We start from the raw sequence: 23,355 nt of genomic DNA, 5'->3' as shown, positions 1-23,355 counted from the left end.
CTTTGCACTCAGTTGAGTAGCATTCCAACTGTTCAATTACTTACGTTCGCCAAGTGTCTATGAGCGAGAAGCCAAACCAAGCGTCAATTTGCAGAAAGTTGTTGTTGAACAGATTTAACAAAGTCCACTGAAACGTCTGCCAAGTCAGCGGTTGTTTCAATGTCAAATCCTTTGGAAAGTGCTTTTCTAACCATATCAGTTTTTACTCGTTGCTCTGCTTCTTTGATTTTTCTACCCTCTGCTTTCACCGACTCAGCATTACGAGCAATTAAAATCTCTAATGAAGCCTTCTCGTCAGGTGTCATTTTACGACTGTCCAACTCATCAATGGCAACTTTGAGCCATTCTTCGTCCCAAAATTTGGGAAACTGTGTCGGTTGGGTAACTGTATGTATCGTTTTCATCGTATAAATCAATTTTTGTAAATCAGTTTGACAGTCAGCTTCTTGTAACGTAAATTTATCTAATTCTACTGTAACAAATGTCATTTGGTCGTCAAAAAGTTCGGCTTTTTCGTTTCGCAGGTTGGCGAGGGTATGAAAGTCATCGTAAGGTAGAATATTGTTAGCTAAGATTGCTACACAATAAATTTTTGTCAGTGTTCCGTAGTCAAATTTGCCACGCTTCACCATTGCGTTAAATTTATGCAAAGCGTAAAACTTCATGCGTTGCACAAAATATGGTGCATCGCCGTACTGCATTTCTACGATAAATTGGTTGTCGTTTTCATCAGTACACGCCAAGTCAAAAATACCGCTTCTTCCGTCTTGGGTAATACCTTCAAAGGTATTTTTGTCAAATTTGACTTCTTTTATAGTTACTTCTGACTTGATAAGTGCTTGCAAAGCCCTACGCAAGAAAAGTGTATTTGCTTCATTGCCAAAAGTAGCTTTGAAACCATAATCCGAGATTATCGGAATAAATATTTGGTCGTCTGTGTATAATGCCTCCATGAAGCAAAGTTACATAAAAGCAGTAATTTAAAAGTACAAATGAGCAGCTACTTTGGCACTCACCGTGTTACAAACACCCTATTTATTTTGCTCTCCCTACGGAAGACAACCTACAACGCGGGGGCTTTGGGAAGTGTTTGTTTGCCTTTTTCTACTAAGATCTAGTCTCGCTGAGGCTACTTTTTTAATGCGTTCAACCTGAAAAGAAGTGTAATGAGCTTAAAAAGAATGCCTTCGTGCATCGCGCGGGTAGAGGCGTTGATTCTTGTTAAGGCTAAAATAGGAAATTTCTGGGTGGCGAAATTTATAGACAAGCCTAGCAAAACCCATGAAAACGATCATGAATATTCATAAAAATAAAAAAGCAGGTTAAAAAACAGCTCTCAGTATAGTTGTTCGCTCGACGATAACTCCATAACAAAAGAAGAAGGTTTGGTGAGCACTCACCACTAGGCTAGCCGCCCGCCCGAGTTTCTTCAAGATTGGGCGTCCCGCATTTTTTTCATGGCTTGGCCTACGGCCACCACGAATGCTTAGTTATTAAGCACAGTTATTATCATCCTTTCCTGTTTTTAAATTCATTATAGTACTTTAGATATTTAAGTTTCTCATTATTTTCGCTTTTTGTATCATTTATTAGATTTTTAATTGAATCAATTCGTTCCATTATTTCGACTTTTTCTTCTTCCAATTCAGAATGTAAAATACCTGTATTATGGATATACTCTTGTACTTCATTTGACTCTAATGAATCTTTAAATAAACTATCTCGGTGAACTCTTAAGTTATTGATTTTTTGGTTTATAGCGTCTAATTTTTTGAACAGAAAGTGAAGCTCTTCATTAGCTTTAATCTCCCTTTCAAATCTCTTTTTTTCTAAAATCTGAATTCTCCTAATCTCTTCCATTTCAGCCTTCTTCATTGCTTGTATTTCCTCAAAAGCCTGTTGATTAATTTTTTCTTTCAGTAAAGACTGTCCGTATGTTAAAAATCTTTCTGACGAATACATATGGAAATCTACATTTGCCTCCCTTTTGATTTCTTCAACCAACTCTTGTCTTGGTCCCATATTTCTACCGTCTTTAATTTTCCACCACCAGTCAATTTTCCTTTCATCAGTAATCAAGATTACATCCTTTTTGAGTTCTTTTGCTTTTATAATTATCTGCTTCCAAAGAATTAAATCCCCGTATTTTCTATTACCCTCCTTAGTTTTTTCGTCTTCAAATCCTGGAGGGATTTTATTTTTAAACCTTTCTTCTCCTTCTTTAAAAATCTGGCTTAATTCTTCAGGTGTGAATTGATTGGTAATTCTGTTTTCAAACAATTCCGAAATTGAATTGTATATAGGGTCATTTTTTAAGTAATCGCAATATTTATCGATACTTTCTTTAACCTCCGATGTGACTTTTTCAAAAACGCTATTTAATTCCTTATCTACTTTATTTGTTAAAAATGGGGGTTTACTTGTCGATTGTAAATCTTTTTGAATTTGAATTATTTTGTCTAAAAATTCATTATAAGCTTTTTCTTGTTCAGCAATAACTTCATAACGATTTCTATTATACTCAAGTGCCGCTTGGTGTGGCAAATAAATTTGACTAGAAAATTTCTTAATTAGTTCAAGAATGATTTTTTGTGTTGACTCTGAATATCTGTATAGATTTAACAAAACGTTAGTGTCAAACATAATAATACCGTTCTCCCATATTCGTTTAATATCTGCCTCAGTTTTTCTGTAATAGCCCGGAAATAGTTCTTTCATATGTCGTTCTTATAATTGTGCTTAACTCCCAAATATACGAAAATTTTGCAGTAGTTGTTGTATTTATTTGGATTTATCTAAAATTTTGTGGTACTATTAGTGTAGTAGTTTTCGTATTGTTAAGTTAAGTGTCGTTCAAGACAAACCTAAAAAATATCTTCTAAAACTCCAAACTATTCTTTTTTCGGGTTTTCGCCGAGATTTAAGGAATCAAAAGGTCTCTTGATGTTTTCAAGAGTCCGATTACTCACGTGGGTGTAGCGCAAGGTAGTTTTGAGGTCATTAGCTTTGGGTACAGGCCATACACTGTGTTTCTTACGCCAATTCTTCTACCTTCGCAGCATATTTTGTCAACACAACGTTAAACCTGTATGGACAGTACGCGTACTCCCCATTCCCCCATTCGTATCGTCACGGCAGCCAGCCTGTTCGACGGCCACGATGCCGCCATCAACATCATGCGTCGGCTCATGCAAGCATCGGGTGCTGAGGTGATTCATTTAGGACACAACCGCTCCGTGCTGGAGATTGTGGAGTGTGCCATCCAAGAAGACGCGCACGGCATCGCCATCACCAGCTACCAAGGGGGGCACGTCGAGTTTTTTAAGTACATGTACGACCTCCTGCAAGAACGCGGCGCAGGCCATATCAAGATTTTTGGCGGGGGAGGCGGCACGATTTTGCCCAGCGAAATCGCCGAACTCCACGCCTACGGCATCACCCGCCTCTACTCTCCCGACGACGGCCGCGCCATGGGATTGCAAGGGATGATTGATGATTTGTTACGCCCCCTGGCCTCCAATGGGGGAAATTACAGTTCCCCCATTGAAGGCCAGGGGGCTAATTATCAAGCGATTGCCCGATTAATCTCCCAGGCTGAAAGCGGCAATTTTGTTCCCCCATTGGGACGGTACGCCGCGCGGGCAAGGGGGCTGGCTCTGGTGCTCGGTGTCACAGGAACGGGTGGAGCGGGAAAATCGTCGTTGGTTGATGAACTCATACGGCGCTTTTTGCTCGATTTTGAAGATAAAACCTTGGCCGTCATCTCCGTTGACCCTTCCAAACGTAAATCGGGCGGGGCATTGTTGGGCGACCGCATTCGGATGAACTCCCTGCACCCCGACATCGCCAAGGGTCGGGTTTATATGCGTTCGTTGGCCACGCGGCAGTCCAATTTGTCGCTGAGTAGGCACGTACAAGATGCTATTGATATTTGCAAAGCGGCTCATTTTGATTTGATTATCGTCGAAACGTCGGGCATTGGCCAATCCGATACCGAAATCACTGAACACTCCGACGTCTCGCTGTACGTGATGACAGCGGAGTACGGCGCCGCTACGCAGTTGGAAAAAATTGACATGCTCGACTTCGCTGACCTCATTGCCATCAATAAATTCGACAAACGCGGTTCGCTCGATGCCCTGCGCGACGTGCGTAAACAATACCGCCGCAACCATAACCTCTGGGATGCCCCCGATGAACAGTTGCCCATCTTTGGCACCATGGCCAGTCAGTTCAACGACGAAGGGATGAACACGCTCTACGCCAAAGTGCTGGAGCTGCTGGAGGTGAAATGGCAAAGGGCAAATAGCGAAGGGCAAGGGGAGAGTGGCAAAGAACAGTGGGTAATGGGTGGTAGAAAAACCACAGATTCGACACTCTTCACTCGACATTCGACATTAGGAATCATTCCTTCCGACCGCGTGCGGTATTTGGCCGAAATCGTGGAGAATGCGCGAGCGTATGAGGAGTTTGTCAACGAACAATGCGCCATTGCGCGGCAGTTGTATCAGTTGGACGGTACGCTTAAAACGTTATCGAAGTTCGAAAACGTTGCCAATGTTAGTGAACTCAAAGCAATATACGCCGAGTTGGAGGGGCGGTTGCACTACGACTGCAAGCGTTTGCTCGAACAATGGCCCGAAACGGTGCGAAAATACCGCGCCGAAAAGTATCAATTCAAGGTGCGCGACCGCATCATTGAACAGGACCTGTGGCACGAAACGTTGTCGCACCTGAAAATTCCGAAAATAGCCCTCCCAAAATACCACGATTGGGGCGATATTTTACGGTGGTTGTTGACCGAAAACGTACCAGGAGAATATCCCTATACGTCGGGTGTGTTTCCGCTCAAACGCGAGGGCGAAGACCCCACGCGGATGTTTGCGGGCGAAGGCGGCCCCGAACGTACCAATCGCCGTTTTCACTACGTATCGAAAGGGATGCCCGCCAAGCGCCTTTCCACGGCCTTCGACTCGGTGACACTCTACGGCGAAGACCCCGATTTGCGCCCCGATATTTACGGGAAAGTAGGAAACTCGGGCGTGAGTGTCTGCACCCTCGACGATGCCAAAAAACTATACAGCGGTTTTGACCTGTGCGAGCCCAACACGTCGGTCTCGATGACCATCAACGGCCCCGCCCCCATCATACTGGCGTTTTTTCTCAACGCAGCCATTGATCAGCAGTGTGAGAAGTATTTGCAAAACCCCACCCTCGTTCCCTCCCCTGTAGGGAGGGAGGTAGCTACTTCTTCCGATGGGAAAGGTATCTCTCCTGTAGGTACCAGCTCCCCTCTCTCAGAGGAGAGGGGATACAGGGGTGAGGTTCCCGAAGGCAACAACGGCCTCGGTTTGGCACTCCTCGGCACCACGGGCGACCAAGTGTTGCCTGCGGAAGTCTATCAAAAAATCAAAGCCGATACCTTACGCCAAGTACGCGGAACGGTACAAGCCGATATTCTGAAAGAAGACCAAGCCCAAAATACCTGTATTTTTAGCACAGAGTTTGCTCTCAAGCTCATGGGGGACATTCAGCAGTATTTTATTGAAAATCAGGTACGAAATTTCTATTCGGTTTCGATTTCGGGCTACCACATTGCCGAGGCGGGAGCCAACCCTATTTCGCAGTTGGCGTTTACGTTGTCCAACGGTTTTACGTTTGTGGAGTACTACCTCAGCCGTGGAATGCACATCGACGATTTTGCCCCGAATTTGTCATTTTTCTTCTCCAACGGTATGGACCCCGAATACACCGTTTTGGGGCGAGTAGCGCGTCGGATTTGGGCCAAAGCCATGAAAAACAAGTACAAAGGCAACGACCGTAGTCAAAAACTCAAGTACCATATTCAGACGTCGGGGCGAAGTTTGCACGCGCAAGAGATTGCTTTCAACGACATCCGAACGACTTTGCAGGCTTTGTTGGCGATTTATGACAATTGCAACTCGTTGCACACCAATGCCTACGACGAGGCTATCACTACGCCTACCGAAGAAAGCGTGCGTCGGGCGATGGCGATACAGCTCATCATCAACCGCGAGTTTGGATTGACCAAAAACGAAAACCCACTGCAAGGAGCGTTTATCGTAGAAGAATTGACCGATTTGGTGGAAGAGGCTGTATATCAGGAGTTTTTGAGTATCAATGAGCGTGGTGGTGTTTTGGGCGCGATGGAACGCATGTACCAACGCAGCAAAATCCAAGAGGAGTCGATGTACTACGAAATGCAAAAACATACGGGGGCGTTGCCTATTATCGGGGTTAATACGTTTTTGGATGAAAAAGGTTCTCCCACGACGCTCCCCGCCGAAGTTATCCGCTCGACCGACGACGAAAAACAATACGCCGTTGCGTCGAGAAAAGCTTTTCAGCAGCGCAACGAAGCCCAAGCCAAGGCTGCATTGGCGAAACTACAACAAGTAGCACTGCAAGGCGGTAATTTGTTTGAATGCCTGATGGATACGGTGAAAGTATGTACCCTCGGCCAAATTTCGGCGGCCTTGTACCAAGTAGGAGGCCAGTACCGCCGAAATATGTGATGTTGGAACATTGTTAAAACTTCACCCCCGAAAACTTGCCGTTGTTTCGTCGCCAAATAGAGTTGTCGTTGGCGTTGATTTCACCGTCTAAGTTGAAGTCGCTGAGTTTGTAGAGCCCAAATTTTCCGTTTTCGTTGAGCCAAATTGAAGCATCGTTGGCGTTTACTTCGGCAAAAGACGTTTTATAGGAATCGGCGGCAAAAAGACAAAAAACACTGCCAACTTGCAACTGCCCCGACGCTGGAAGTCCCGCAGGAACGTACGATTGGCGTTTGGTGAAGTCATAGCTAATTTTATTGTTTACGACGGCTACAGCATCGTGCGATACTGCCCCGATGTGGTTGCGGTGTTCGATGGCCACAAATAATGTTTGGGTAGAATTAACGACGGGGCAAGCTCCTGTGGCTTGTACAGTACCGTCTTTGAAAAGCAGCCCCGAGGTTTTAAAGATGGTCGAACTTGCTTCTTCGGGCGATGTCCTTAGCGAAACCAATACCCAGTCAACGACATCAGGAGAATAGATTTCAGAACCTTCGTTACCAGGATAATTCCAGGGCGCATTTTTGTAGGGCTGACCAGCAGCGGTTTTGGTTGCCAACGCATCCTTAGGCGTTTGTCCTGGGAGTAATCCAAGTTGGTTGAGTTTGGTGTGCATGGTGGTTCCATTCATGGCACCTTCTAAGAATACTTTGGTTTCGATACAGGCCGTCACTTGAGACGGTGGGCTTACCAGCACCGTAATCAACGAGCGGTCGCTTTCGCAGTCGTTTACGGTTTGGCTCACATAATAAGAAGTATTTCCCGTGGAGGTCGTAGAAGGGGTTGGGGCTGTCAAAACGCCCGTTCCACCAGTTGATGAACTGTACCATTTTAAGGAGCTACCAGTGGCACTCAGGGCAGAGGGGGCTTGCCCTTGTGTATAGTTAATAACCCCACTAACGGTAGGAGGTGAAGGTTTCGTTTTGATAACCACAGAGACGAGCGCACGGCTGCTTTCGCAGTTGTTGGCAGTCTGACTCACGTAATAAGATAGCGTTTTGGCCGTTGCTGAAGGAGGAGTGGGGGCAATGCTACTGCCTGTGCCTCCCGTTGCGCTGTCGTACCATTTGAGTGATGTCCCGCTGGCAGTCAGGGGAGTAGTAGCGTCTCCTTGGCAGTAGTTGTAAACGGTATTACTTACGACGGGGAGGCCTGGGCGTACTCGAACGGTCACTAACACTTGCGTACGATTACTTTCGCAACCATTCACGGTTTGTGATACGTAGTAACTCAACAGGCTGGCGCTCGCTGTTGAGGGCGTAGGAGCAGTGGTGCTTCCTGTACCTCCTACTGGCCCACTGTACCACTTCAACGAGCTTCCTACTGCCGTGAGTGGGCTGGTAGCATCACCTTGGCAATAACTCGGGCTGTTGGTGATTTCGGGAACACTGGGTTTGCTGCGAATAGTCACCATCACTTGCGTACGGTTGCTTTCGCATCCGCTAGTGGTTTGTGAAACAAAATAGCTCAAAATATTGGGACTAGCAGTGGAGGGTGTTGGGGCTGTGGTACTGCTTTCACCTCCCGTCGAGGAAGTGTACCAAAGTAAATCATTTCCAGTAGCTGTGAGAGGCGAAGCCGTTTGCCCTTGACAATACTCAACGTTAGACGCGCTAGGAGCAGTGGTTTTGGTGCCTACATTGACCTTGATTTCGGCGCGATTGCTCTCGCAACCATTCAGGGTTTGGCTGACAAAATAAGAGGTTGTTCCAACGGTAGTTGTCGATGGAATCGGAGCACCTGAGGAGCCAGTACCTCCTGTGGCTACAGTGTACCACAACAAGGCCGTTCCGCTCGCCGAAAGTTGCAGTGCCGTCTGGCCTTGGCAGTAATTAAGGTTGGCTACTGTGTGCGGAATATCTGGTCGGTTTTTGACATTTACGTTGATTTGAGTACGACTACTTTCGCAGCCATTCACGGTTTGAGAAACAAAATAACTGGTCAAGGTAGCGGCGGAAGTTGAGGGGGTAGGTGCGGTAGTTGCGCCTGTTCCTCCAAAAGGTGCCGTGTACCATTTTAGGTTTGAGCCATTGGCGGTAAGGGCCGATGCTGTTTGACCTTGGCAGTATTCAATGGACGTGGTAGCCGTAGGTGCTGTGGCTTGAGAGGCTACTATTACGTCGATTTGTGCCCGTGTACTTTCACAATTATTGATGGTTTGGGTAACGTAGTAAGACGTTGTGCCCGCGCTGCCCGTCGCTGGAGTAGGAGCGGAGGTGTTGCCAGTACCACCCGTTGCTTGAGTGTACCATTTCAGGCTTACACCACCTGCGGAAAGTGCAGAAGCGGTTTGCCCAATACAATAATTGACAGGTGAAGCCACGGTTGGTTTTGTCACCGAGGCACAATCGGCGGGTTCGTTGGCCAAGGCACCCACACGTGAGATGTTGGCGTCCAGCCAGCTGAGGCGTTGTTCTGTCCAGTTTTTAAACCAATCAATTTCTTCTTGGTAGGTATTTCCCCAGTAGTAATTAGGCCAAATCCATTCACCCAACAGTGGCCATCGTTGAAAATTGCGTACTTGAGACTCGCCAAGGAGCGCTACGTTTTGGTTCACAAAAGTTGTGATATTGCTGTTGGTCCATTGGTTTTGGCGAAGTTGCTGCCAGCGTTCACGGACTTTGAGACAAAACTCACGGTCTTGAAGCAAACGTGCCCACCAAGTAGGGGTTTGCTTGTCGTCTTGTGGACAAAACTCTCGTACAAAATCATACGCCCAGTGATTGGTTTCCCAGCCTTTGCAATAATTAGCATTGCCGTATGAGTGGTCATAATCCCAAGCTGGCCCCATTTTAATTTTAGAGTCGCGGCTATCGCGGTCTTTGTAGAAAAAAACACTCAGGCGGTACGCATCAATGTTGTAGGTGAGTTCGGTAAGTAAAAAATAATCTACAAAAGTGTTGACGTCAATGTACTTGGCATATCCATTGGTTGGGTCTTTGAAGTTGGGGCCGTTGAGGGTATGCTCAAAATTGGTAAAGTGGTTTTTGATGTATTCAAATTGCTCGGTGGTAATATCATCTTTCTTGGGGTATTCAAGCATGATGTTGATTTCCATCAGGTTATTGGCAGGATAAGGCGATTTCCAATAAGCGTCGGCACTGCCCGTATTTTTATCCACTTTCAGGATGTAGCCTCCCGTAAGGGCATCGCCTGAGTTATCGGCGGGTTTGAGTGAGGCAATATTGACCCGATTGGCATCTCGTTTTATTTTTTCCATCAGTATATAAACGCCTTTATAATCGCCATCGACCACCAACTCAACAAACTTGGTACGCGTAGCATACATGCCCATTTGGTTTGACAAATGGTACGTCAGTACGTCGCGCATCAGGGTTTTGTCGGTGTAGCTGGCATTTAGAATCCAGTCGCTTTCTTTGGGCATCCCCAATAAAGACACCTTGAGGTCGTCGCCTGTTTCGGTACGGGTTTCAAAACCGTAGGGTTTTTTTGGGAAAAATTGGGAAGATGAGCCACGGTGTTCGATGCCTACCGTTCCGTTGTAGTTATTGAAAGGGTCGGGCTGGTTATTATTGGCAGGGTTTCGATAATAATTTCGATTACCTGGTCCGTTGTCAATAATGCCCATATTGACATTTACCTTGGGGTTGTCTGCAATCGTTTGCCCACCAGTTGTGATGACAATAATGGGGAGATTGGAAGAGGTAAATGTTTGAGCAAAGGCATTAAAAAATGAGCCAATTATCAGAAAAAGTATTCCAAAGGTGTAGAATTTAGGCATGGTCGCTGAGTGATCTGATTTGCTATTTTAGCTCTTGAACAAAAACCGTACCACTTTCGCGTTTTAGAATTTTGTACCTTTGCAAAAAAGATGAACAGTACGTTTCATCGACTTATATGTATGGAATCGAAAAGACAACAAAAAGTGGCGCGTCAAATCCAAAAAGATTTGAGCGATATATTTCAAAAAGAAGGCCGTTCGTGGTTTGACAATGCCTTTATTACCGTGACCGTCGTGCGTATGTCGCCTGATTTGAGCGTAGCAAGGGTGTATTTGAGTTTTTTAGCTGCTAAAAACAAAGGATTATTACTCGAACAAATCCAAGAACGCCACAAATCTATTCGTCAGTTGTTAGGAACTAAAATTCGGCATCAACTCCGCATTGTTCCTGAGTTACATTATTATCTGGATGACACCGCCGAGTATGCCGCCAAAATGGACTCACTCTTTGCGGGACTGACCATTCCACCGCCTGCCGATGGCGAAACTCCTGACAACGAATAATATACTATTTGTGCTGGCCGCTCTTCACTGACCACTAACCGCTGTTTTGTTTTTTAACCCAACCAAAAAATGACTTTAGAAGACATCCGTCGCGAAATTGATGCCATTGATGATCAATTACTTATTCTCCTCAATCAACGAATGCAGTGGGTGCATAAGGTAGGGGAATTGAAACGAGCTACTAAGACGGTGATTTATCGCCCCGAACGCGAAAAATCAATTTTGGATAGGCTTAACAAACAAAACAAAGGGATGCTGACGCCCGAGGCAATCGAGGCGATTTATTTGGAGATTTTTGCCACTGCTAGAAATATCGAACTCCCCGAACGCATTGCGTATTTGGGCCCTGAAGGAAGTTTTACCCACCAAGCAGCCGAAAGCCGTTTTGGCGGAATGAGTGAGTACATGACCCTTCCAACGATTAAATCGGTGTTTGAGGCGGTGGATACGGGACGGGCAAAGTTTGGGGTAATTCCCATCGAAAATAACCAGGAAGGAATTGTATATGAGACGGTTGACTTGCTGAATGAAACCAGTATTAGTATTGCTGCCGAGCTCAAAATTCCAGTGCATTTTGCCCTTGCCACAGAATGCGAAAACCCGTCTAAAATCAAGCGTATTTACTCAAAAGACATTGCTTTTCGTCAGTGTCGTGGGTTTTTAAATAAATATTTTGAACAAACTCAGCCTGAAGAAATTCAGGTAGAATCGACATCGAAAGCAGCTAAATTGGCTTCCGAAGACCCCGAAAGTGCGGCCATTTGCTCCGTGATTGCGGCACGTTTGTTTAGCTTACCCGTGCTTTTTGATAACATCGAAGACAACAGCAACAACCGCACTCGCTTTTTTATTTTGGCCAAAGACTTTGTCAATCAGCCGAGTGAAAATGATAAAACGACGCTCATTGCACGTTTGCCTGATACCGAGAAACCTGGCGTATTGGCAGGCTTTCTGCAAGATTTTAAACGGGCTAATATCAACTTAACCAAAATCGAAAGCCGTCCCTACAAAGGAAGCGAGGATTTTAATTTTTGGTTTTTTATTGAATTAGAGGGGTATTTCAAAGACGAGAATGTACAGAAAGTGTTTAAAAAACACCGCAGTTATATCAAATTGCTTGGTAGCTACGTTAAAAACACGTAAAAAACAGTGATAATGGATATTTCGTGGCAAGAGTTTGAAAAAGTGGAACTTCGCGCAGGGACAATTGTGCAGGTCGAAGACTTTCAAAAAGCGCGGAAACCAGCCTACAAAATTTGGGTTGATTTAGGGGCCGAAATCGGGACAAAGCGCAGTTCGGCGCAGGTAACGAAACTCTATACCAAAGAAGAACTGCTAGGTCGCCAAGTGATTTGTGTGACCAACTTTCCCCCAAAACAAGTGGCCGATTTTATGTCGGAAGTACTCGTGACGGGATTTGTGCTGCCTGATGGCGAAGTGGTGCTGTCTCAGCCCGAGCGCCCCGTCCCCAATGGAGCCCGTTTGGCCTAATTCAAGAACGAAAAAGGTGAAAAAAGTTTGCTTGTATCTGTGGTTAAGCGTAGCGAGTTGGGGGGCAGCCTTGGCGCAGTCAACCTACCCGATTGTTCCCAAACCAGCGCATTTAGTGCCTAAAAACGGCCATTTTATTTTCCCCAAAACTTTGCTGATTGCCGTCACTAGCACCGACCCTCACTTGCGCCACTTTGCAGAAGAGTTTGCGCAAACGATTGGGTTGGTGTCGGGTCATGATACGCGCGTGTTTGCGGGTAATTTTCGCGTCAAAGAAGGCATCAATCTGGTGCCAGGCAAAGACTTAAAATTAGGCCATAAAGGCTATTTTCTGGATATTTCCCCCCAACGTATCGTCATTACCGCCGAGCAGCCGCAAGGATTTGCTGCGGGTATCCACGCCCTGAAACAGCTCATGCCACAGGCCATCATGGGCGCCCAGCGCGTACAAGGAGTTGACTGGAAAATACCCTGTTGCTATATCGAAGACCAACCTTAATTTAACCCAAAATAAAGCGTGCTTTTGCACCTAACCGCCATGCTACAAAAACAGCCATTTGTTATTTGTTTTCGCCTTTCAAAGTCGTTGCTTTTTTTACCCGTAGTTTGTTTTTTAGTATTAACGGGTTGCCAGCCATCCACTACCACGCAGCCCAAAGCACCTACTGAATCGTATAAACACACGAACATGGATATTCAGAGTGAAAAACATAGATCGACGGTTCACGTTCCCATCGAATTGTCGATTGCCGAACTGACGCGCCACCTCAATACACAAGTGCAAGGCTTGATTTATGAAGACAACGACCGCCAAGAAGGATTTAAGATAAAAGTGTGGAAACGGGCGCTCATCGTAGCAGAAGCCCGCGATTCGCTGTTGTACTATACTGTTCCGCTGAAAATTTGGGGAGAAAAATCGTACCAAGTTTTAGGAATTACGGGTGCACAAGCGACCGAATTTCAAATCAATCTCAAATTTATGACACGTTTTGGCGTTGACCCCGACTGGAAAGTGCGTTCTCAGACGGTATCTGCGGGGTTTGATTGGGTGACCAAGCCGAGTATCAAAGTAGCCAATATCGAAATCCCAATTACGGGCATCATCAGCCGTAAAATTTCCGAAAACCTTGAGACATTTTCCAAGGCCATTGATAAAAATATCCAAGAGAGCATCGAAGTAAAACCGTACGTGGTGCAGGCATGGAACCTCATCCGAGAGCCGCGTCAATTGTCGGAAGAATACCGTACTTGGCTGGTTGTTACTCCGACTGATATTTTAATGACACCGTTCCAAATTGATAAAGGAAAAATTAGCACAAGTATCGGCATCAGGGGATTTACCCAGACCCTCACGGGGGAAAAACCCACCATCAAACCTGCGACCGAAATTCCTAATTTGATGATTGTGAAAGATATTCCCAAAGGCTTCCAGATTGGCTTGATTGGGGTGGTACCTTACGAAGAAGCGTCGAAGCTGGCAGCTACACAATTTGTAGGAAAACGGTTCGATTTTAAAGAAGGAAAATACAAAATTGAGGTGACGAGTGTTGACATTTATGGTCAGAACGATAAGCTGATTATCAAATCGGGCGTGAAAGGAAGTATCAATGGCGTCATTTATTTAAAAGGGATTCCGCATTATGACGCAGCGTCACGAACGTTATCGTTGAAAAATGTTGATTATGATTTAGACACCAAGAATGTGTTATTGAAAACGGCCAACTGGCTCTTACAAGGAAAATTTGCCAAACAGATAGAACAGCAGTTTGTGTTTTCGGTAGGTGATCAGGTGGACGAAGCGCAAAAAGCTATTCGCCAACAGCTTACCAATCGGAAAGTGGCCAAAGGAGTGGCATTTGGAGGGCGATTAGACCGCCTTGACCCCGATCAAGTCTATCTAACACCGACCTCTTTGGTGGCATTAATTGTGGCAAAAGGACAGATTGACGTCAAAATAGACGGCTTGTTGTAGGGTAAAAAGCGCCCCTATTCATGGTATTTACGATTTTTTTCTTTTTATTTGATTTTTAAAGAGGCGAACTCTTTATAGCTTTGTACCCGATAGCGTTATCGAGGCCGTCTTATCGTTCTGCTCTCGCTTTATGTGGAAGGCAGGAAGGAAAGTCCGGACAGCGCAGAGTACCGTACTTCCTAACGGGAAGGCAGATAGTTGGCGACGGCTATTTGACAGCAAGTGCAACAGAAAATAAACTACCGTTTCTGAACAAGAAATGGAAAAGGTGAAAAGGTGGAGTAAAAGCCCACCGCTCGGCTGGCGACAGACGGGGCACGGTAAACCTTACGGGCTGAAAGACCAAATAAGTGTCGATTTTAGAGCTACTCGTTCTAATTCTCTTCGGAGGTGTCGGCATGGGTAGGTTGATAGATTTCAACGGCAACGTTGAAGCCAGATAAATGATAAGATTGTCAAGTTAAATTGATAAACAGAATCCGGCTTATAGGCCCGATTACGCTATTAAAAAAAAGTTTTGTAATACTATTTTGCAGTAAACAACACTCATTGCCCATGAAAAAAATTAATTTACTGTCCACTCTATTTTTGTTATCGTTGGCTGTAGCAAAGACCAATGCGCAGTCGCCTAGCCCTAAAAGCGCGGGCTACGAAGGTCCAAACAAGTTAAATACATGGGCACTTACAATTACCCCGGCTCTTACCCAATTTTATGGGGATCTTCGTCAGTATGATTTTAAACTCGGCCCCGAAGAACATTTGACGGGTGGCCTTGGGCTTGCGCTCCACAAGCAAGTAACGCCTATTTTTGGGGCTAGCGTCAATTTTTGGACTGGAAACCTGAATGGTTCAAAAGAGCGTATCTACAATGCCCATTTTGAAAGTAAAGGTTTTTTACAAACCACCATCAACGCCCACGCAAACCTCAAGCCGATTTTGTTTGGATACAATAAGCTGAAACGTTGGAAGTGGGATGTGTATGCTGGTTATGGCTACATGTGGTTCAACTCGCGGGTGTATCGCTTAGGTACTGGCAAATCAGTTGAATTGATTCGTACCAACACCAACCGAAGCTCTAAAACAGCAGGTGAGTGGGAACGTGATGGTTCTACTTATACCCGTGAAATTGTTTTCCCAATCGGTTCGGCCATTCATTTTGAAGCATCTCCTCGAATCGATATTGGTTTAGACTTTACCCTCAATCACGTAAATACGGAGAAATTAGACGTAACCTACGGTGGAGGTGGTTCAGAACAATATCCTCGTCAAGATATTTGGTTGTTTAGAAAAGGCGACTCAAAATTAGACAAGTGGGGAAGCATTGGCCTCTCGCTAACGTATAAAATAGGCAAGAATGCTGTGATGGCGAAAAAAGATGCCAAAGGAAATTGGGTGCATGACCCTGCCAAAGGCCGCTACCACTTGCGTTATACCAATCCATTGGATTTGATTGCGCCGCCGTATAATCCTACCATGAACGATGCGGACTCGATTGCTAAAGCAAATATGCCTAAGCCAGTTGATCCACGTTTGTTTACCGATACAGATGGTGATGGCGTAGCTGACTTGTTTGATAAAGAGCCCAACACACCAGCCAACAGCATCGTGTCTGGAGGTGGGGTTGCGATGGATTTGGAAAAATACGTGAAAGACATCATTGCGAAAAATTTGCCTAAAGAAGAGTGCGAGGCGATGTTTGGTAATATTGAGTTTGATACTGACAAAGCCATCATCAAAGACCCATCTCAGCAAATCTTGAAGCAAGTAATTGACCTCTTGAACGTGCGTCCAAACTGCCGCGCGGTGATTGTAGGCCATACCGATGCCCGTGCGTCTGATAATTATAACATCCAGTTGTCGAAGCGTCGGGTGGAAGCTGCTAAACGTTATTTGATTCGTAACGGTATGCAAGACCCAAGCCGCGTATTGGTAGAATACTACGGAGAGTTGCGCCCAGTGTCTGATAATAAGTCAGTGGATGGAATGAGCCGTAACCGTCGGGTAGAGATTCGTATTTTGCCAATGAACTCAATTCGTTCTTCTTATCCTGCAGGTTTCCGTACGGGTAAAAAGAAAGATCAAGAGCCTGGTAAAGTCGCCAAAGAGCCTAGAAAGAAGAAATAATCGGTAACGATTCTTATAAAAATAACGGATGGGCATTGTTTCAAAAGCAATGCCCATTTTGTTTTTTAAGGAAAATCGCGTACTTTTGCGCCCACGTTACACACGAAGGACGTGTTCCTTCATATAGTAAACTGAACAAAAACAATGGTAAGAATTCGTTTAGCGCGTCGCGGACGCAAAAAAGGAGCAATGTACGACATCGTCGTAGCAGATGCTAAAGCACCACGTGATGGTCGTTTCATTGAAAAATTGGGTACATACAACCCAATTGCTAACCCTGCAAAAGTTGTTTTGAACGTTGATAAAGCGGTAAAATGGCTTTTAAACGGTGCTCAACCTACAGATACAACTCGCGCGCTTTTGAGCCACGAAGGTGTAATGTTGCGTAAGCACTTGCAAGTAGGGGTAAGAAAAGGGGCAATCACTCAAGAAGTTGCTGATGCTCGTTTTGAAGCTTGGAAACAAGAAAAAGCTTCACGTAATGATGCCAAATCTGAAGGCTTGACTCAAAAACAAGCAGATGAGAAATTGGCAAAACTAGATGCAGAACGCAAAGTGAATGAAGCACGTGCGGCCGCTATTGCAAAGAAAAATGCAGTGGCAGTAGCAGAAGTTGAGGCAGCAGCCGAAGAGGCAGCCCCAGCCGAAGGAGCAGCTGAATAATTTTCTCTTTTTACAAATGGTATGGGTCTATTCGTTTAGCCCCATACCATTTTTTGTTTTTTAGACATCATGCAGCACAACGATTGTTTTCAACTAGGGCACGTCACTCGTACCCATGGGACGAAAGGGGAGGTGGTTATCTTCCTAGACGTTGACTTTCCTGACGACTACGAGCAGATGGAGTCTGTCTTTGTCGAAATAAAAGGACAGTTAATTCCTTACTTTATCCAACAAATTAACATTCAACGGGGAAATAAAGCCATCGTGAAGTTTGAAGATATTCATTCTATCGAACAGGCTACTCCGCTCATTAATTGTCCACTATTCTTGCCAGAAGATACCCTTGATGAACTGGACGGGTCGAAGTTTTACTACCACGAGATTGTTGGCTTTAGAGTGGTAGATGCTACTTTGGGTGCATTGGGGCTGATAACGACTGTCTATACCATGGCTACGCAGGATTTGATTGCGATGGAGTATCAGGGACAAGAAGTACTCATTCCTGTCAATGATGACATTATCAAAGGCGTAAATCGCCAAGAAAAAGTGATGAATGTGAACCTTCCAGAGGGGTTAGTGGATGTTTATACCGAAGGAATGAATGCCGTCGCTGATGACGATGATAGTGAAATAGAAGATTAGTCGCCTACAAAAAATTGTAAGAAATATACCTATGCGCATTGACATCATCACTTGTTTGCCTCGTTTGTTAGATAGTTTTTTTGAACACTCTATTTTAAAACGCGCTCAAGAGGGTGGGCATGTGGAGGTGGTTGTGCATGACTTGCGCGACTATAGCCTTAACAAACAACGCCAAGTGGATGATTATGCGTTTGGAGGTGGTGCTGGAATGGTACTCACCATAGAGCCTATTGCGCGCTGTATTCGACAACTTCAGAGCGAACGCACCTACGATGAGGTGATTTACGTAACACCCGATGGCGAGCGTCTCAACCAAAAAACATCAAACCGACTGTCGCTCACCGAAAATCTAATCATTCTTTGTGGCCACTACAAAGGGGTGGATGAGCGGGTGAGAACGCATTTTATTACCAAAGAAATTAGCATTGGTGATTATGTGCTCTCTGGTGGTGAGTTGGCTGCCTGCGTCATTGCTGATTCAATTATTCGCCTTATTCCAGGGGTTCTAAACGACGAAACCTCTGCCCTTACCGATTCTTTTCAAGACAATTTATTGGCGCCACCTGTTTATACGCGCCCTGCCGATTTTGAGGGCTGGAAAGTTCCCGACATTCTACTTTCAGGGCACGAAGCCAAAATCGCTGATTGGCGCTTTCAACAATCGTTGGAACGCACACAAACGCGGCGCCCCGACCTCCTGCCTTAAATAAATGGCACAAAATTTGTGGAATGTACCTGTACATCCTATTTTGATACTTATACTTTTGGTGAAAATAAAGTATAATATATAACTTCTTGTATTTGAGGGTGTTGTTGCTGCCTTCCTCTTTTTGGTATAGTTTTTGTCCTAAAAATAAGGACGTTAAAGTGGTATAATGCCACCTGAAAGAAAACCATTTTTTTAGAAAAATTTTCTTTTGGTTGCTGTTATATAGCTTCATCGGAAGTGCTTTATTTTAACAGTACTTACTCTACTCTATTATGTTGTTTCTTTACAAGCCCTATTCAAGGCTTCGCATTCATGCGTGTCTTGTTATTCGCCAGTCTTCAAGAAATTTGAGTATTGGATGGATGTTGTCCGTACTTATAAGTTCACTTCCTTTTTTCGCGATTGCGCAAAATCCACTTTCCAGTGTGGGGAAGTTTAATGTTTTTACCCAAGGCAATGCTACATTGACCAATAACGAGAGTGAAGGCCCTGTAGCAATTGGAGGGAATTTGACCGTGGGAGGTAATTACCAAATAACGACGGTCAATGTGGGTGACTTGAAGGTGGGTAATATCCCGATTGGGCTTGTGGTAGGTGGCGGAGTGACGCTGACTTCAGGGCAGTTGCAAATGAATACCCAAGGGTACGTTAAAATAGGAAATTGCACTGGTTTAACGGTTTGGTATAAAGATAATAACGACGCTTTCTCGCCAATACGTATCACCAAAAATACGGAAGGTTATGCTTCGCCAAGTAGTTGGATTCAAATTAATACGCAAGCAGACGGCTGGGCTGGATATGCCCAACCTAACCAAGTGAGTAGCACCAACAACCCCGTTTGCGAAACCACTTCTATCAATTTTACCTCCGCATTTACTACGCTAAAGGCCAATTCCTCGTCGCTTGCGCAATGCCAAGGGACGAATGTCGTAACGGAGAACGCCAATGGGGATGTTTTGACGAGTATTTCGGGACAAAACCTATACTTAGATTTGCCTGCAAGCCCCATTGCGGGCAAGCCCCGTATTTGGAATGTATCAGGGGCGGATTTGAACGCCATCAATGAACTGAATTTACGCTTTACTCCTACAGCAAGCGAACCCCTTGTTATTAATGTATCAACGGGGGCTTCTTTTACTTGGAATGTGAAAAACCAGAATGTAGGCGGGGCGATGAAGTATATTATCTGGAACTTCCCTAGTGCAACAACGCTCAATATCGAAGGAAACGCAACCATTGAAGGTAGTATCCTAGCGCCTAATGCCGCTGTGGTGAAAACGGCCAACCAATCGAATATTCAGGGACAATTGGTGGGGCAATCTTTTGTGCATTCGGGGGGCGAAATGCACCATTATCCATTTGAGGGAAATGTTGACTGCGGTGTTGTGGCTTGTGTAAAGCCCAACGCAGGAAGAGATACAACCATTTGTGTGACGTCAATTCAGTTGAAAACGCCTGCTTCGGACGAAGTGTGGGCGTTTCTTTCTTCAAATAATAACACTGCCGCCACCATTTCTGCCACGGGCTTGGCTACTGGTTTGACGGTTTCGGGGCAATATAGATTTGTTCTTAGAAGACAATCAGACGCCAATTGTAGCGATACAATCGTTGTGACCAAATCTAGCTTTTTGTTGCCAACCATTACCGATAAGTCGATTTGCCCAGGCGAAAACTTAACATTTGGCTACCAAGGGTTGTCGAATGTCAGCTACTTATGGAGCACGGGCGCAACCACCCCCACGATTACGGTAAGCCCTACCCAAACCACCGATTACCGTGTGGCAGTTACATCTTCATCAACGGGCTGTGTATTTAGAGATACGATTCAAGTGGCGGTTTCGCCCAAACCAAATGCGGGACAAGACATCACTGTTTGTGAAACTACGGCCAAGGTAGTTGCGGCAGGTACGGGTGAAACATGGTCGTTTTTGTCTTTCAACGACCCCAATAATAGTTCAAATACCGACGTGGCGACCATTGACGCACAGGGTAATATCGCAAGTTTGGATAAAAGAGGTTTCTATCGGTTTGTATTGACCAACAATAGTGGTTGTACGGATACAATTCGAGTTCAAAAAACGACGGTTGTTGTGCCCGAAATTCAGCTGAATCCAATTTGTCCAGGGACTCAATTGACTTTTGGATATACCGATAGTACAAATTTCTCCTACGCTTGGAATACGGGGGCAACCACCGCGCGCATTACGGTACAGCCCTTGGTGACAACCGATTATTACGTCACTGTCACATCTTTGCAAACCCAATGTACAGGTAAAGATACCATCACCGTCACGGTGCTTCCTGCGCCCAAACTTACTTTGGTATCGTCGGTTTGTTCATCCGATACCTTAAAATATACTACTACTGTAACCGTTGACAATGGGGCGGTCGTTACGTCAAACGCAGGCTTTGTCAGCGGAAGTGGCACGACCTTCACTGTCACAGTTGGAAGTGATACAACCCAATATACCATCACGGCAACCCTAAACGGATGTCGGACGCGTCTCACGGTAACTAAACCCATTTGTAGCGCTAACTGCCCACCGATAGCAGCCCCTGTTGCGTCCAGCGTAGCGATTTGTGTGGGAACAACAGCCACTTTAACAGCCTCCAATTGTGCGACGGGTACCGTGCCAAAATGGTACGATTCGTCGGCATTAACGACGGAAGTTGGCAGTGGTGTTAGCTTTACAACGCCTCCTTTGACACAGGCCCGCAATTATTACGTTGCTTGTGTTAGCACAACGGCATCTACCTGTAAAAGCACAGGAGTACAGGTTGGGGTAACAATGAAACCTTATCCTACTTTCAGTGGCGTTATCGCCAATTGTGCCGCAGGTAATTCAATATACTCAATTACCATTACTTCTACGGGGAATGTGACGGTAAGCTCACCGTCGGGAACTACCATCACAGGAACAGGGACTTATACCATTTCAAACGTGACCGCAGGGCAGAACCTGGTCTTGACTTCAACTTTGAATGGTTGTACAAAAGATACGACCATCATTGCCCCTAACTGTGCTTGTATTCCAACTACTCCGACGGCATTGGCGGCAAACGTGGGAATTTGTGAAGGAGTGGCTATTCCTACCCCGACTTTTACCGCATTGGTAGGTGCAAACACCACGGTAGATTGGTACAGTGCAGCCACTGGAGGAACGCTTTTAGCTTCTAATACGCTCACATTCAGTGTTACGGCGGTAGGTACTTATTATATGCAAGCCAAAAGCACAGCCTCAGGTTGTAACAATGAAGTAAACGGAGTGCGTATTCCAGTGACGTTGGCCATTAGTCCTAAGCCTACGTTTACGGTGCAAGCACAAAATCCTACTTGCCAAGGTGGTACAGCCTTGAATAATGGTAGGGTGGCACTTACGTCGGCTACAGTAGGTCAGTTCTTTGCTTTTAACACCACAGGAGCAGGAGCACTACCAACGGCGGCGTCGGAAGGTACTGAAATTAGCAGCTTGCCTACGACTATTGCCCAAAATATTGCCAATACAACCGCCTCAACTACTTATTATGTGCGGGTATTTAGCAACGAAGGTTGTTACAAAGACACATCGGTCGTGGTAAATCCTACCCCATGCGTGGGCAACTGTCCAACCATTACGGCGGTTGATGCCACCGATACGCTTTGCTCGGGTTATTATGGTGAGGGTATAACAGTTCAGGTTTCAGATACCTCTAAAGTAGTCCGTTTTGTTTACTTTGCTTCTCAACAAACGGGTACAAGCATGTATTCGGGCGGAACACTTATTCAAGAAGTAAAACCACAAGGCTCGCTGGTAAGTGCGCCAAATGGCCTTTCTGGCCTACAATTGCCCGCCAATAACGGTACAGCGCCAATCAAATACTATGTCTATGCCATTTTGAGTACGCCGCCAACGAATGTACCAAATTGCCTGCCGTTTGCCGAAAAAATATATACAATCCTGCCGTTGCCCAAGTTTGAGCTGGATTCGATTCCTGCTTGTACGGGAGATACGACTTACACGGTTACGCTCAAGATTCCGAGTCAAGGTACTTATAATGTTACAGTGGCTACTGGTATAGCAAGCATCGGAAATGGCCCGATTCCAGTAGGAGTAACTCAGACTCTCACGGGCGTGGCAGGTGGTGGTCAAGTGACAAGTATTCAATTGAAAACCACTGGGGGGAATATCATCTTTGTACGAGATGCCAACGGATGTACGTCCGCATTGCCCGCTCCTCAACCTTCATTCAAGCCATGCGAAGGGGCATACGACCTTGCGCTTGATAAATCCATTAATAAAAAAGTTGCCAAAATAGGTGATAACCTTACTTACACCATAAAAGTATGGAACGAAGGTCAGTCAACAGCTACCAATGTTTCGGTCAAAGATAGCCTAAACGCGGGCGTTGAGTACGTTACTTATGCCTCTGCTACTGGAAATTATGACTTTAACAGTAAAACATGGACAATCGGCTCAATCGCGCCAGGAGATACAGCGGTGCTGTTATTGGTTGTCAAAGTCGTAGCACAAGGCGTGTGGTTTAATACCGCTGAGATATGTACCATGACTGAAAAAGATCAAGATTCAACACCCTGCAATGGCAACACAGAAGAAGATGATATCGACAGTGAGTGTTTTACGGTGCCATTAGAAGTGTGTCTAGGTGATGCGATTCAAGCATCTATTCCTGAAAAATACCAAAATGTACAATGGTTTAAAGATGGTGGACAAACGCCCGTGGCTACTGGAAATGCGATTCTTATCACAGAACCAGGTACTTATACATTCACGGCCTCGTCAAATGCTTGTCCAGCCGATGGGTGTTGTCCCATCATTGTTGAAGCCAGCAACAACTGCTGCCCAGCTGATTTGTGTGTGCCATTCACGATTAAACAAACCAAAAAAGGCGGTGTGCCCATCAAAAAGTAATAAATCTACTGCTCTATAATACA

General features: G+C 45.2%; 14 protein-coding genes and 1 other RNA gene. 12 read left to right on the top strand and 3 right to left on the bottom strand.

The features are described from left to right. Positions 1–83: 83 nt before the first annotated feature. Together K339_RS0120595 and K339_RS0120585 are read right to left on the bottom strand one after the other, a co-directional pair. Positions 84–953, bottom strand: coding sequence for an Rpn family recombination-promoting nuclease/putative transposase (locus tag K339_RS0120595; RefSeq protein WP_028525291.1), 870 nt, complete (start codon positions 951–953; stop codon positions 84–86). A gap of 556 nt (positions 954–1,509) precedes the next feature. Further along, positions 1,510–2,718: a PIN-like domain-containing protein gene (locus K339_RS0120585; protein WP_028525290.1), complete on the bottom strand. Its 1,209-nt coding sequence runs from the start codon at positions 2,716–2,718 to the stop codon at positions 1,510–1,512. Between the two features lie 371 nt (positions 2,719–3,089). On the opposite strand from K339_RS0120585, the gene K339_RS0120580 reads away from it, so the two are divergent. Then, on the top strand, positions 3,090–6,536 hold the full coding sequence (locus K339_RS0120580; protein ID WP_028525289.1) for a methylmalonyl-CoA mutase family protein: 3,447 nt from the start codon (positions 3,090–3,092) through the stop codon (positions 6,534–6,536). A 13-nt stretch (positions 6,537–6,549) separates the two neighbouring features. Here the strand turns inward: K339_RS0120580 and K339_RS36145 are convergent, their stop codons facing one another. Continuing rightward, positions 6,550–10,317 carry an Ig-like domain-containing protein gene (locus tag K339_RS36145; protein ID WP_051398143.1) on the bottom strand — a complete coding sequence of 1,256 codons (3,768 nt, stop codon included), beginning with the start codon at positions 10,315–10,317 and terminating at the stop codon, positions 6,550–6,552. 120 nt (positions 10,318–10,437) lie between these two features. Here K339_RS36145 and rbfA point away from each other — a divergent pair, with 120 nt between their 5' ends. From rbfA to K339_RS0120520, 11 genes are all read left to right on the top strand, one after another. Next, positions 10,438–10,821: a 30S ribosome-binding factor RbfA gene (gene rbfA, locus K339_RS0120565; RefSeq protein WP_028525288.1), complete on the top strand. Its 384-nt coding sequence runs from the start codon at positions 10,438–10,440 to the stop codon at positions 10,819–10,821. Between the two features lie 69 nt (positions 10,822–10,890). After that, positions 10,891–11,964 (top strand): prephenate dehydratase, encoded by a 1,074-nt coding sequence (gene pheA, locus K339_RS0120560; RefSeq protein WP_028525287.1) that lies wholly within the window; start codon positions 10,891–10,893, stop codon positions 11,962–11,964. A gap of 12 nt (positions 11,965–11,976) precedes the next feature. Then, the gene (locus tag K339_RS0120555; protein WP_028525286.1) at positions 11,977–12,312 is read left to right on the top strand and encodes a tRNA-binding protein; all 336 of its coding nucleotides are present in this window, start codon (positions 11,977–11,979) and stop codon (positions 12,310–12,312) included. 16 nt (positions 12,313–12,328) lie between these two features. Beyond that, positions 12,329–12,811: a glycoside hydrolase family 20 zincin-like fold domain-containing protein gene (locus tag K339_RS0120550; protein ID WP_028525285.1), complete on the top strand. Its 483-nt coding sequence runs from the start codon at positions 12,329–12,331 to the stop codon at positions 12,809–12,811. A gap of 39 nt (positions 12,812–12,850) precedes the next feature. Beyond that, positions 12,851–14,284 (top strand): DUF4403 family protein, encoded by a 1,434-nt coding sequence (locus K339_RS0120545; protein WP_157607687.1) that lies wholly within the window; start codon positions 12,851–12,853, stop codon positions 14,282–14,284. Positions 14,285–14,379: 95 nt separating this feature from the next. Beyond that, an RNA gene (gene rnpB, locus K339_RS36160) (RNase P RNA component class A) lies at positions 14,380–14,787 on the top strand. Between the two features lie 52 nt (positions 14,788–14,839). Continuing rightward, positions 14,840–16,408: an OmpA family protein gene (locus K339_RS0120540; RefSeq protein ID WP_028525283.1), complete on the top strand. Its 1,569-nt coding sequence runs from the start codon at positions 14,840–14,842 to the stop codon at positions 16,406–16,408. A 144-nt stretch (positions 16,409–16,552) separates the two neighbouring features. Then, positions 16,553–17,071, top strand: coding sequence for a 30S ribosomal protein S16 (locus K339_RS0120535; protein WP_028525282.1), 519 nt, complete (start codon positions 16,553–16,555; stop codon positions 17,069–17,071). A gap of 69 nt (positions 17,072–17,140) precedes the next feature. Further along, positions 17,141–17,713 (top strand): ribosome maturation factor RimM, encoded by a 573-nt coding sequence (rimM, locus tag K339_RS0120530; protein WP_028525281.1) that lies wholly within the window; start codon positions 17,141–17,143, stop codon positions 17,711–17,713. A 31-nt stretch (positions 17,714–17,744) separates the two neighbouring features. Next, entirely contained in the window at positions 17,745–18,419 is a 675-nt protein-coding gene (gene trmD, locus K339_RS0120525) for a tRNA (guanosine(37)-N1)-methyltransferase TrmD (RefSeq protein WP_028525280.1), read from the top strand. Positions 18,420–18,847: 428 nt separating this feature from the next. After that, positions 18,848–23,332, top strand: coding sequence for a collagen-binding domain-containing protein (locus tag K339_RS0120520; RefSeq protein WP_211243822.1), 4,485 nt, complete (start codon positions 18,848–18,850; stop codon positions 23,330–23,332). The last annotated feature ends 23 nt before the right edge of the window (positions 23,333–23,355 follow it).

Origin of the sequence: Runella limosa DSM 17973 (genome assembly GCF_000482465.1) — a bacterium.
GTDB lineage: Bacteria > Bacteroidota > Bacteroidia > Cytophagales > Spirosomataceae > Runella > Runella limosa.
Note: the sequence above shows the minus strand (reverse complement) of the source record. Positions and strands in the feature narration are given on the sequence as shown.